This is a genomic window from Pseudomonas sp. P42 (assembly GCF_017973755.1).
GTDB lineage: Bacteria > Pseudomonadota > Gammaproteobacteria > Pseudomonadales > Pseudomonadaceae > Aquipseudomonas > Aquipseudomonas iridis.
The window spans coordinates 279,475-291,838 of the sequence record NZ_JACOPU010000001.1 but is presented as its reverse complement, the minus strand read 5'-3'; the positions used below and the strand labels follow the sequence as shown (position 1 = coordinate 291,838).

Here is a 12,364-nt window from a genome sequence, read left to right as displayed (position 1 = left end):
AATCCGGATTATTCAGCCAGCTTGAAGGTGATGAAGCTCGCACGGCCTTGACGCAGAACGCGCATCGACACCGAACGGTTCTTCGGCAGCGCTTTGGCGATCTCGGCGAACTCCTTGCTGGAGCCGATGGCTTGGTTGTTCAGGTGAGTGATGACATCACCCGGTTGCAGACCGATCAGGGCGGCAGGACCGTCCTGCACTTCCTTGATCACCACACCACCTTTGAGGTCGTAGGTTTTCTTCTGTTCAGCCGTCAGCTCGGCCACGGCAACACCGAGGCGGTTGCTGCTGGTTTCAGCGCCGGACTTCGGCAACGCATCCAGCTCTTTTTCTTCATCCGGGATAGCGCCAACCGTCAGCTCGACGTTTTTGCGCTTACCTTCACGGATCACTTCCAGATTGGCTTTCGCGCCAGATTTCAGTGCACCAACCAGATGCGGCAAATCGGCAGACATGACGATCGGTTGACCGTTCATGCTCAGGATCACGTCGCCCACTTGCAGACCGCCCTTGGCAGCCGGACCATCATCCTGAATCTGTGCGACCAGTGCACCGGCCGGTTTATCCAGCCCGAACGATTCGGCCAGATCCTTGTTCACTTCCTGGATGACTACGCCCAGCCAGCCGCGGCTGACCTTGCCACCGCTCTTCAATTGATTGGAAACGTCCATCGCCACATCAATAGGGATCGCGAACGACACGCCCATGAAGCCGCCGGAACGGGTGTAGATCTGCGAGTTGATCCCGACCACTTCACCGTTCAGGTTGAACAGCGGGCCGCCGGAGTTGCCCGGGTTGATCGGCACGTCGGTCTGGATGAACGGCACGTAGTTTTCGTTCGGCAGGCTGCGACCAACGGCGCTGACGATGCCTTGGGTAACGGTGTGGTCAAAGCCGAATGGCGAACCGATTGCCACTACCCACTGGCCAGCTTTCAAATCCTGGGATTTGCCGAGTTTGAGTACCGGCAGATCCTTCCCTTCGATTTTCAGCAGGGCCACGTCGGAACGCGGATCGGTGCCGACCAATTTGGCTTTCATTTCGCTGCGATCAGCCAGACGGACGAGAATCTCGTCTGCATCGGCAATCACGTGGTTATTCGTCAGGATGTAGCCATCCGGGGAAATGATAAAACCTGAACCCAGCGACTGTGCTTCACGCTGACGATCGCCACGCGGCGAACGCTGCTGTGGTGGCATGCCGCGTTCGAAGAACTCGCGCAGCATTGGCGGCAAGCCTTCAAGGTCAGGCATCTGCTGGTTGACTTTGCGATCCGGCAGTTTCTGCGTGGTACTGATGTTCACCACCGCCGGCGAAGCCTGTTCGACCAGTTGGGTGAAATCAGGCAGATCGGCCGCTTGCGCAGCAGGGATCGCCTGACCGAGCAACAGCACGGTGGCAAAAATGGATAGATAAGACTTCAAGCTAGGTATCGACATACAGCTCCCGTTACGACGAGCAGGGTTAAGCGATATGGAGCAAGGAACACCGGAAACCACCGTCCGGCATTTTTGTTCCGGGAACAACAAACAAGGCCAGAGCCGTGAGGCTCTGACCTATAAAAAACTTTTGGAATATTTGCAAATGAAAATGCTCAGCAAACATTTCCAGCTCTCGACGCCGAAGTGGAAATGAATGTAATCAGCTCACTGTTTGCTGGTTGCAGAGACATCTTGATTACGCATCGACAGCGCGATTCGTTCGGCGGTGCCAATCGGAATCTCGCCGACAACCGTCACCATTATTTCGCCTTCGGGTGTCGTCAGGCGTCGGGATACCGCGACAGTCGGGCCTAACTGGGTCCGGGTGTCGGTAACGGTGGCGCCATTCAAAGGCTCGAGGAAAACCGAAAAACGCGCCAGGCCATCGTCATACATCAGGCTGTTAACCTGAACCTTGGTTTTGGGGTCTTTGTGCGACGTGCTGCTGGTCAGTTCGAACCCGGGCGGTAGCCAGTCCGAATGCCACATCTGAGCAGTCTTGACGGCAGACGCCTTGTCACTGTCGAGGGTAATAACCTTGCAGTCGGCATCTGCCAGCAAGTCTTTATCCGTCGGGACATTGTCAGTATCGAGGCTGGTGAACTGGAAACGTTCGAGCAATTGCCCCTTGTCGTTCAACAGCAACGATTTCAACGGCAAACCGGTTTGCTTGTCCAGGTGCAACTCAAAGCCGTAACGGTGCTGGTCACGAGGCGTCAGCGATACGATCACTGCGTCTCGACCAGCCACACGCGACTTGCCAACAACGGCAAGTTCATACCAGTTTTTCAGCTTTTTGGGATCGAGAGGACGAGCGGCAGCGTTCGGAGAATCTCCCAGTCCTGCAATCAGGGTGCCGCTGACGCATTGAGTATGTCCATCAATGCGCACGACTTCCTGTGCTGAACCGTCGAGCTGAAGCAAACGCTCGCGAACCTGACCATTCTGGACACGATGCCAGATGTTATGGGTAGAAAAACTACCGTTACGCTCGTAAACGAAAGTACCGTGAAAGCTTTGCTGCTGCTCGGCCTGGCCCAGACGGATCAACCAGTCCTGAGCCTCATCAGCGTGGGCTGGAACAACGAACCAGCCACTGAGCAGAAGCGAAAGTAGAGGTATGGCGCGCATGATCCTCCTTATTGGTTTTCCAGGCTTGCGGCACGTGCATAAGGCAACGCGCTTTCAGTACCTTTGAGCGCAGCTTGCTGAGCATGCTGGCGCAGGTAGCTTGGCAGACGCTGATCATGCCAACCCGGTTGACCTTGCAATACACCGTTGGCCATAGGGCCGGTAGCTTCGGAGCTCTCGCTGTAGCCTGCCAGAACAGCCGGGCCTTTGACCTGTGGAGTGGCCAGAGTTGGCTGGTTGGATTGCTGGGCCAGTTCAACACCGGCAATTTCGTCCTGGTTGTACAGGCGAACACCAGCCAGAACGGCAACAGTTACCGAGGCTGCAACAGCCAGACGGCCGAGGTTGCGCCATGGGCTGCGAGATACTTTGGCCGGAGCCGTTTCGTCTTCCAGCGCAGCAGACACTGCCGCAGCGATATCCAGACGTGGCAGCAGCAGATCCTTGTGCATGGCTGCCCGAGCGATCTGGTAACGAGCCCAGGTTTCACGGGTTTCAACGTCGTCCAGCGCATTGATCACTCGACGCAATTCCAGTTCGTCCGCTTCGTTATCCATCACTGCGGACAGCGATTCCTGCAGGGCTTCACGACTCATGGCGTTCCTCTCTTGGCTGTCGCCGCTGTCTCAGTTTTCCTGCAACAACGGCTGCAGGGCTTTATCGATGGCTTCCCGAGCGCGGAAAATCCGGGAGCGCACGGTACCCACCGGACACTGCATGACGCTCGCAATGTCCTCGTAACTCAGACCATCGAATTCACGTAAAGTTAAAGCCGTACGCAAATCCTCTGGTAGTTGCTGAATGGTTCGATGGACGGTGCCTTCGATCTCATCCCGCAACAGTGCTCGTTCTGGTGATTCGAGATCCTTGAGGCCATGATCGCCGTCGTAGAACTCTGCATCTTCAGAACTTACATCGCTATCCGGCGGCCGACGGCCGCGTGAAACGAGGTAATTCTTTGCCGTGTTGATGGCAATACGGTACAGCCACGTATAAAACGCACTGTCACCGCGAAAGTTTCCAAGTGCTCGATACGCCTTGATAAAGGCTTCCTGAGCTACGTCCTGGGCTTCATGGGTGTCGTGCACAAAACGCACGATCAACCCGAGAATTTTGTGCTGATATTTCAGCACCAGCAGATCGAAAGCTCGCTTGTCGCCACGTTGAACGCGCTCGACCAGCTGCTGATCCTCTTCCTGGGTTAGCATGAACACTCCTCGATAGGCCCGGAGGAGACTTGCATAACTAAACGACCAGACTTGCAAACATAGACTCGGGCTTTTCGCAAAAGTTCTCCCCCTCCAAGCAAGTTTCCTGCGGGCTCTGATTTGGCACGCACGAAAAACGCAGCGCGGGATAAACCGGCTGCGCGAATAATCTTGTCATCGATTTCGCCGGTAGAAACCCAGATCGCAGATTCCTCACTGAACCCGACACTGTCCCTTTTTCTGGCACGGTCTATTGATCTTGGGCCTTTGGCAAAAGTTCCAATTATTTATAGCCGCACCTGCCCGACATTGGGCAACACTGGACGGAAAAAGGCTGTTTCAGCGCCGATACAGTCGCCTTCCCCCGAAACCGAGGAAAAATTCTTCCGACGAAGTACCCGGCTTTTTCCGTCACAGTAGTTTCACAATGCCATCTGGGCACGGCTATTGTGCCGACCTGCCCCTCTATATACTAGTGGGCTGTGTGGCTGTCTTGACTCGCCGATCCAGGTGTCATGCGCCAACCCCGACCCGGGTCGCTTTGAGCGGAATGCTGAAATGAGCCAACAGTTCCAACATGATGTTCTGGTCATTGGCAGCGGTGCTGCCGGTCTGAGTCTTGCGCTGACCCTGCCAGGTCATTTGCGCATTGCCGTATTGAGCAAGGGCGATCTCGCCAACGGCTCGACGTTCTGGGCCCAGGGCGGAGTCGCTGCCGTGCTGGACGACACCGACACTGTCGAATCCCACGTCGATGACACCCTGAATGCGGGCGGCGGCCTGTGCCATGAGGATGCCGTACGCTTCACAGTCGAGCACAGCCGCGAAGCCATCCAGTGGCTGATCGACCAAGGCGTGCCGTTCACTCGCGACGAACAGTCCGGCACTGAAGACGGCGGTTTCGAATTCCATCTGACCCGCGAGGGCGGCCACAGTCACCGGCGCATCATCCATGCCGCTGATGCGACCGGCGCTGCGATCTTCAAAACCTTGCTGGCCCAGGCCAAAGAGCGCTCGAACATCGAACTGCTGGAGCAACGGGTGGCGGTCGATCTGATTACCGAACGACGTTTGGGCATGGAAGGCGATCGCTGCCTCGGTGCCTATGTGCTCAACCGCGCGACCGGCGAAGTCGACACCTACGGCGCGCGCTTCGTGATTCTGGCCTCTGGTGGCGCGGCCAAGGTTTACCTCTATACCAGCAATCCCGACGGCGCCTGCGGTGATGGCATTGCCATGGCCTGGCGCTCGGGCTGCCGAGTGGCGAACCTGGAATTCAACCAGTTTCACCCCACCTGTCTGTACCACCCGCAGGCCAAGAGCTTCCTGATCACTGAAGCCCTGCGTGGTGAAGGCGCGCATTTGAAGCTGCCGAACGGCGAACGCTTCATGTATCGCTTCGACAAACGCGCCGAACTGGCGCCGCGCGACATCGTCGCCCGGGCCATTGACCATGAAATGAAGCGTCTGGGTGTCGACTGCGTCTATCTCGACATCAGCCACAAACCCGAAGCGTTCATCAAGACTCACTTCCCGACTGTTTATGAGCGCTGCCTGGGCTTTGGCATCGACATCACCAAACAACCGATTCCGGTCGTTCCCGCCGCGCACTACACCTGCGGCGGCGTAATGGTCGATCAGCATGGCCGCACCGATGTGCCGGGCTTGTACGCCATCGGCGAAACCAGCTTCACTGGCCTGCACGGTGCCAACCGCATGGCCAGCAACTCGTTGCTGGAGTGTTTCGTCTACGCCCGCTCGGCGGCGGCAGATATTCTGGCGCAACTGGATGAAGTCACAGCGCCAAGCACCCTGCCCGTCTGGGACGCCAGCCAGGTGACCGACTCTGATGAAGACGTAATCATCGCGCACAACTGGGATGAACTGCGGCGATTCATGTGGGACTACGTTGGCATCGTGCGAACCAACAAGCGCCTGCAACGGGCTCAACATCGCGTGCGTCTGCTGCTGGACGAGATCGACGAGTTTTACAGCAACTATAAAGTCAGCCGCGATTTGATCGAGCTGCGCAATCTCGCGCAAGTGGCGGAGCTGATGATCAGCTCCGCCATGGAACGCAAGGAAAGTCGCGGCCTGCATTACACCCTCGACTACCCTGACCTGCTGCCCGAAGCGCTCGACACTATTCTGGTGCCGCCCACCTACGTCGGCTGAACTTGAGCCGCACTCGCAGGCGTCGATGCAAATCCGTCGCCTGCGAGTCACGTGGCACGCAGATCGATCTGACGCGCCACTCACCGCGCAAACGAAAACGCAGCACCACGATCAGCGGCAGTGCAAGGCTGTCCGGTCGCAACTGCACCGCTTGCCAGCCATCCGCCTGATTCCACAATTGCCAGCCGTCGCCGTCTCGACGCAAACCGCGCATTGCCTTGGGATGACTGAGCAGAATCTGCCGCGGCAACACCCAAAACCCGTGAAGCAGGCAAACGAAAGCCCCGAGCAAGCTCGCCCATAAGGGAATGGAAAGCACAAACAAGGCACCCAGAGCGAATGCCTGGGCCAACAGATACGCCGCCAGCAACTGCCGTGAGGCATGCCAGCGGCATTCGAACGTATTACTTGGGCTGAACACGATCCAGGATCATGCGAACCATGCGTTGCAGCTCTGGATCTTCGGACTCGTTGCGCTCCATGAACCAGCCGAACATGTCCTGATCCTCGCAAGTCAGCAGACGGACATACAGATCGCGATCGACTTGATTCAGGGTTGCGTAAACCTCCTGCACAAATGGCACCAGCAACACGTCAAGCTCAAGCATGCCGCGACGGCTGTGCCAAAAGAGGCGATTCAGTTCAACTTGTTCGACCATGGGGCCCTCCTCAAATTTGGCGGCAAGTATACAGCCCATATGCCGTTCGCACAGTCGGCTTTGGTCGGGCACCACCGATCCTTTATCAACTACCCATTTCAACAACGCGCCCTTATGATGTGCCCCAGTCTATTTACCCTGCGAAGACCCATGGCCGATTCTGCTTTTTTCTGCACCCTGTCTCATGAAGGCGTTCTCGCGGTCCGCGGCGCGGATGCCGGAAAATTCCTGCAAGGCCAGTTGACCTGCAATATCAATTACCTGAGCGAAACAGCGTCCAGCCTGGGCGCTCGCTGCACGCAAAAAGGCCGGATGCAATCGAGTTTCCGCATTCTGCTCGAAGGCGACGGTGTGCTGCTGGCGATGGCCAGCGAATTGCTCGAGCCGCAACTGGCGGACCTGAAAAAGTACGCGGTGTTCTCCAAGTCGAAACTGACCGACGAAAGCGCCGCTTGGGTGCGTTTCGGGCTGAGGTCGGGCGATGCAGCGCTGAGCAGTCTCGGCCTGGATCTGCCCATTGAGACAGACAGCGTGGTACGCAACGACGGCCTGATTGCAATTCGCGTCTCGCCGGATCGTGCCGAACTGTGGGTACCCGCCGATCAAGCACAAACCATCAAACAAACGCTGTCGATAACCCTGCCTGAAGGTGAACTGAACCAGTGGCTGCTCGGCCAGATCCGCGCCGGTATCGGTCAGGTCATGCCCACCACCCGCGAACTGTTCATCCCGCAGATGCTCAACCTGCAGGCCGTCGGCGGCGTGAGTTTCAAGAAGGGTTGCTACACCGGCCAGGAAATCGTCGCGCGCATGCAGTACCTGGGCAAACTCAAGCGCCGTCTGTATCGCTTGAGCCTCGACGCCACACAATTGCCGGAACCCGGCACGCCATTGTTCGCGCCGAGCCACAACAGCTCAATCGGCGAAGTCGTACTGGCTGCTGGCGCCGGGCAAAACATTGAACTCCTGGCAGTGTTGCAGGCCGAAGCTGCAGAAGCGGGTGATCTGCATCTGGGCACCCTTGAAGGGCCTGCGCTGCATCTGCTCGATTTGCCCTACGAACTGGATCGCGACCGCGAAATCCAGCGCTGATCGCAGCATTTGTTGCAACACCCTAGAGAGCCTAAATGAACGAACTGGCGGATAAGATCCAACAGGATTTGGTTGAGGCCATCGATAAAGATGAGCTGGTTCTGCCAACATTGCCGGAAGTAGCCTTGCAAATTCGCAAGGCTGCTGAAGATCCGGAAATCAGCGTCAGCGAGCTGAGCAAAGTCATCGGCCGTGACACGGCGCTTTCGGCGCGCCTGATCAAAGTGGTCAACAGCCCGCTGCTGCGCGCGGCGCAGGAAGTCACCGACCTGCATACCGCCATCACCCGCCTGGGCATCAACTACAGCAGTAACCTGGCGATCGGCCTGGTGATGGAGCAGATTTTCCACGCCAGTTCCGAAGTGGTGGAACAGAAAATGCGCGAAGTCTGGCGCAAGAGCCTGGAAATCGCCGGGGTCAGTTATGCGTTGTGTCGTCGTTACACCCAACTCAAGCCGGATCAGGCGGCGCTGGGTGGGCTGGTGCATCAGATCGGCGTGCTGCCGATTTTGACCTACGCCGAAGACCACTATGAACTGCTCTCGGATTCGGTCAGCCTCAACCATGTAATCGATCACCTTCATCCGTTGCTCGGCGACAAGCTCTTGCGCGTCTGGGATTTTCCGGAGCGACTGGTGGAGCTGCCCGGGCTGTATCAGGATCTCAAACGCGACTCGGCGCAGATCGATTACGTCGATCTGGTGCAGGTGGCGAGCCTCTATTGCCACAAGGGCACTGATCATCCGTTTGCGCGGATTGATCCGCTGAGTGTTCCGGCGTTCAGGAAGCTTGGGATTGATCCTGAGAACAAGGCGCTGTGCGCGGATCTGGAAGAATCGCGCTCGATGTTTTACTGATCGAGAACCGCGGCGCACCCTTCGCGAGCACCTCGCTCCCACATTGGAATGCATTCCCCCTGTGGGAGCGAGCCTGCTCGCGAAGAGGCCGGCAAGAACACCGCAGAATCACCCGGCAATAAAACTCACCCGCACCTTCAGCCCCGCCTGTTCACCATCATGCAGCGTGATCTGCGCCAGATGTGCCCGGCAGATCTCGCCGACAATCGCCAGACCCAACCCCGATCCCGCCACCTGCTGATTACGCCGGTAGAAGCGCTCGAACACTCGATCGCGCTCTTGCAGCGGAATCCCCGGCCCGTCGTCTTCAACCTCAAGCACTGCCGGGGTCAGCACGCGCAAGATCACGTTGCCGCCCGGCGGCGTATGCGCCAAGGCGTTATCCACCAGATTGCTCAACAACTCATTCAGCAGCGTCGGTTCGCCGCGTAGCCACACCGGTTCATCGGCCTCCAGCGCCAGCGCCACCCCGCGTTTGTGCGCCAGTGGCGCCATGGCCATGCCCAACTCGCGGGCCAACTGGCTCAGATCGAGCAGCTGCGCACCGCCCTCGGCAATCGCTCGGGCGCCATTTTCGACGCGCGCCAGCGACAGCAATTGATTGGCCAGATGGGTCAGGCGATCAGTGCCTTGGGCCGAAGATTCCAGCGTCGTCCGCCAGACCTGCGGGTCATTTGAACGCAGCCCCAATTCCAGCCGCGCCTTCAACGCCGCCAGTGGTGTGCGCAACTCATGCGCCGCATCGGCGATGAATTGCGCCTGACGCTCGAACTGACCCCGCAGGCGCTCGGTGAAATGGTTGAGCCCGCGCACCAGCGGCCAAAGCTCATGTTGCACTTCCACCAGTGGCAATGGCCGCAAGTCATCGGGTTGGCGCTCCTCGACTGCCGTGCGCAAGCGCTCCAGCGGACGCAGTGCGGCGCTGACGGCAAACCAGACCAACAGCAAGGCACCGATCGCCAACATGCCCAATCGCAACAACGTATCGGCCGCCAGACTGCGCGCCATGCTGACGCGGGCTTCGTCGGTTTCGGCCACGCGGATTTCCGCCATGCCATTCATGTTCGGCTCGCTCACCGCTTTGAGCAGACTGACCACACGCACGTTCTGCCCTTTGTAGGTGGCATTGTAGAAACGCGCCAGCGCCGGATAGCTGTCAGTTCTTGGTGTACCGGGCGGTGGCCCGGGGAGGTTTTCGTAGCCGGAAATCAGCTTTTGATGGATGTCGTTGACCTGGTAGTAAATCCGTCCGGCGCTGTCGTAAGCGAAGGTATCGAGGGCCACATAAGGCACGTCGGCACTGAGGCTGCCATCACGTTGCGACAGGCCGGCAGCAATGGTTCGCGCCGACGCCAGCAACGTGCGGTCGTACGCCGTGTCGGCCGCCTCGCGTCCATTCCAGTAAGCACTCAAGCCGCTGGCGAGCATCAACACCACCAGCAACAACGCCAGGTTCCACAGCAACCGCCAGCGCAGGCTGCTGGGCTTATGCATCGCGGCTTTCCAGCAGATAGCCGAGGCCGCGGAAGGTCACGATCGCGACCGGTTGACCGTCGAGTTTCTTGCGCAAGCGGTGCACGTAGATTTCGATGGCATCGGGGCTGGCCTCTTCATCAAGACCAAACACTTGCGCGGCCAGTTGTTCTTTGCTCATGACTCGCCCCGGCCGGGCGATCAACGCTTCGAGTACGGCTTGTTCGCGGGACGTCAACGTGAGCAGTTCCTCACCGAGGGAGAAGCGTCGGGTGTCCAGATCATAGGCCAGCACCCCGCAGCGCTGCTGGCGTTCACCGCCCAACACACTGCGTCGCAACAGCGCTTTGACCCGGGCTTCCAGTTCGGTCAGTTCGAACGGCTTGGCGAGGTAGTCGTCGGCGCCAAGATTGAGGCCATACACCCGATCTTTCACATCGCTGCGCGCCGTCAGCATCAGCACCGGCAGATTTTTCCCGCGAGCCCGCAGCCGCGCCAACACTTCAAATCCGTCCATGCGCGGCAGGCCGACATCGAGGATCGCCACGGCGTATTCCTCACTGCCCAGTGCCAGATCGGCAGCCACGCCATCGTGCAACACATCCACGGTCAGACCGGTGCTCTTGAGCGCCTGGGCGACGCTTTCGGCCAGTTGCAGATGGTCTTCGACGAGCAGAACACGCATGGATTTTTACCTCGTTCAGGGATGGCCGACGCCACTCTTTGCCGCGGAGTTTACAGCCGCAACCGCCACTGTGAAGCCCGAAAACATTGAAAGTCAGCTGAAAGGTTAGCGAAAGGTTAGGCCGTTAGAGTCAGTTTACGGACAGTTTCGACTGCCGTCGCTGCTGCCACACAGCGCTACGAAAAACGCCACGAAGCGTTTTCGAACAATAAGAACAATAATCGGAGTACACCCGCATGCCGTCCATGCAGTCCCAGGTCCTTGTGCCTGTTTGCCGTTCCCGTATCAGCCAGACCGCCCTCGCCAGTGCAGCCGCCCTCGCGGGTTTTTCGCCGTTGAGTTTTGCCGACTTCATTGAAGACAGCAGCGCCACCTTCGAAACCCGCAACATGTATTTCAACCGCGACTTTCGCGATGGCACCAGCGCCCAGCAATCCAAACGCGATGAATGGGCTCAGGGCTTCATGCTCAATCTGCAATCGGGCTTTACCGACGGCACCGTGGGGGTCGGTGTCGATGCGTTGGGCATGCTTGGTGTGAAACTTGATTCGAGCCCGGACCGCACCGGCACCGGCCTGTTGCCGACCCACGACGACGGGCGCGCAGCGAACGAATACTCGAAAGTCGGCCTGACCGGCAAAGTGAAAATCTCTGCCACGGAACTGAAAATCGGCAGCCTGATTCCCGAACTGCCGATCCTCAAGCCCAACGACGGACGCATCCTGCCGCAGACGTTTGAAGGTGGCTTGCTGACCTCCAAAGAAATCAGGAATCTGACCTTCACCGGCGGCCGTCTGGAGAAAGCCAAGGACCGCGACAGCACCGATTTCGAGGACATCGCCCTCAACAACAAGAACAGCCGCTTCGCCGGCACCGCTGCCGGCAAGCACTTTGACTTTGGCGGCGTTGATTACAAGTTCACCGACAAGATCACCGGCAGTTACCACTTCGCGCAACTCGACGAAGTCTACAACCAGCATTTCTTCGGCCTCGTTGCCTCGCGCCCGATGGGCCCCGGCACATTTGCCACCGACCTGCGTTTTGCCGTCAGTGACGATCAAGGTGCGGCCCGTGGCGGCGAGATCGACAACCGCTCGCTCAACGGCTTGGTCAGCTACGCCCTGAGCGGTCACAAGTTCAGCGCCGGTTATCAGCACATGTCCGGCGACAGCGCCTTCCCCTATGTCGATGGCAGCGACCCGTACCTGGTCAACTTCGTGCAGATCAACGACTTCGCCGGCGCCGAAGAACGCTCGTGGCAAGCGCGCTACGACTTCGACTTCGGCAAACTTGGCATTCCCGGCCTGAGCTTCATGAGCCGTTACCTGAGCGGTGACAACATCAAGCTCAAAAGCGGTGAAGAAGGCAAAGAGTGGGAGCGCAATACCGAGATCAAATATGTAGTACAAAGCGGCGCCTTGAAGGACGTCGCTGTGCGCCTGCGCAATGCCACTTACCGCTCCAATTACTCCGCTCGCGATGCAGACGAAGTGCGTCTGCTGGTGAGCTATAGCGTTGCCCTTTGGTAATTGATTGAAACGCCGGGGGTGCTGTGATCGGAAGATCAAAAGATCGTCCGATCGCGGCCCGAGCCTGCGGCAGC

12 protein-coding genes are annotated in these 12,364 nt (G+C 58.4%); 4 read left to right on the top strand and 8 right to left on the bottom strand.

Annotated features, from left to right (window positions below):
* Window positions 1-8: 8 nt before the first annotated feature.
* The 4 genes from H8B20_RS01450 to rpoE all read right to left on the bottom strand — a co-directional run bounded on the left by H8B20_RS01450 (window position 9) and on the right by rpoE (window position 3,820).
* The gene (locus tag H8B20_RS01450; protein WP_042558069.1) at window positions 9-1,439 is read right to left on the bottom strand and encodes a DegQ family serine endoprotease; all 1,431 of its coding nucleotides are present in this window, start codon (window positions 1,437-1,439) and stop codon (window positions 9-11) included.
* Between the two features lie 207 nt (window positions 1,440-1,646).
* Complete coding sequence (locus H8B20_RS01445; protein WP_210622162.1) at window positions 1,647-2,612, bottom strand: MucB/RseB C-terminal domain-containing protein; 966 nt, start codon at window positions 2,610-2,612, stop codon at window positions 1,647-1,649.
* 8 nt (window positions 2,613-2,620) lie between these two features.
* On the bottom strand, window positions 2,621-3,208 hold the full coding sequence (locus H8B20_RS01440) for a sigma-E factor negative regulatory protein (protein WP_042558067.1): 588 nt from the start codon (window positions 3,206-3,208) through the stop codon (window positions 2,621-2,623).
* 30 nt (window positions 3,209-3,238) lie between these two features.
* On the bottom strand, window positions 3,239-3,820 hold the full coding sequence (rpoE, locus tag H8B20_RS01435; RefSeq protein WP_003172477.1) for an RNA polymerase sigma factor RpoE/AlgU: 582 nt from the start codon (window positions 3,818-3,820) through the stop codon (window positions 3,239-3,241).
* Between the two features lie 558 nt (window positions 3,821-4,378).
* On the opposite strand from rpoE, the gene nadB reads away from it, so the two are divergent.
* Window positions 4,379-5,995: an L-aspartate oxidase gene (gene nadB, locus H8B20_RS01430; protein ID WP_210622161.1), complete on the top strand. Its 1,617-nt coding sequence runs from the start codon at window positions 4,379-4,381 to the stop codon at window positions 5,993-5,995.
* Here nadB and H8B20_RS01425 read toward each other — a convergent pair.
* Window positions 5,964-6,416, bottom strand: a complete 453-nt coding sequence (locus tag H8B20_RS01425; RefSeq protein WP_115147704.1) for a protein YgfX — start codon at window positions 6,414-6,416, stop codon at window positions 5,964-5,966. The genes nadB and H8B20_RS01425 overlap by 32 nt on opposite strands.
* Window positions 6,400-6,654: an FAD assembly factor SdhE gene (locus H8B20_RS01420; protein WP_210622160.1), complete on the bottom strand. Its 255-nt coding sequence runs from the start codon at window positions 6,652-6,654 to the stop codon at window positions 6,400-6,402. Before H8B20_RS01420 ends, H8B20_RS01425 begins: the two co-directional genes overlap by 17 nt.
* 150 nt (window positions 6,655-6,804) lie before the next feature.
* Between H8B20_RS01420 and ygfZ the strand changes: the two genes are divergently transcribed.
* Both ygfZ and H8B20_RS01410 read left to right on the top strand, forming a co-directional pair.
* Window positions 6,805-7,746: a CAF17-like 4Fe-4S cluster assembly/insertion protein YgfZ gene (gene ygfZ / locus H8B20_RS01415; RefSeq protein WP_047300070.1), complete on the top strand. Its 942-nt coding sequence runs from the start codon at window positions 6,805-6,807 to the stop codon at window positions 7,744-7,746.
* Between the two features lie 35 nt (window positions 7,747-7,781).
* Window positions 7,782-8,603: an HDOD domain-containing protein gene (locus H8B20_RS01410; RefSeq protein WP_210622159.1), complete on the top strand. Its 822-nt coding sequence runs from the start codon at window positions 7,782-7,784 to the stop codon at window positions 8,601-8,603.
* Window positions 8,604-8,711: 108 nt separating this feature from the next.
* Here the strand turns inward: H8B20_RS01410 and H8B20_RS01405 are convergent, their stop codons facing one another.
* The gene (locus H8B20_RS01405; RefSeq protein WP_042558061.1) at window positions 8,712-10,097 is read right to left on the bottom strand and encodes a sensor histidine kinase; all 1,386 of its coding nucleotides are present in this window, start codon (window positions 10,095-10,097) and stop codon (window positions 8,712-8,714) included.
* Complete coding sequence (locus tag H8B20_RS01400; RefSeq protein ID WP_210622158.1) at window positions 10,090-10,761, bottom strand: response regulator; 672 nt, start codon at window positions 10,759-10,761, stop codon at window positions 10,090-10,092. The genes H8B20_RS01405 and H8B20_RS01400 overlap by 8 nt, the downstream gene beginning before the upstream one ends.
* Window positions 10,762-10,997: 236 nt before the next feature.
* On the opposite strand from H8B20_RS01400, the gene H8B20_RS01395 reads away from it, so the two are divergent.
* Window positions 10,998-12,290 (top strand): OprD family porin, encoded by a 1,293-nt coding sequence (locus H8B20_RS01395; protein ID WP_210622157.1) that lies wholly within the window; start codon window positions 10,998-11,000, stop codon window positions 12,288-12,290.
* Window positions 12,291-12,364 lie beyond the last annotated feature (74 nt).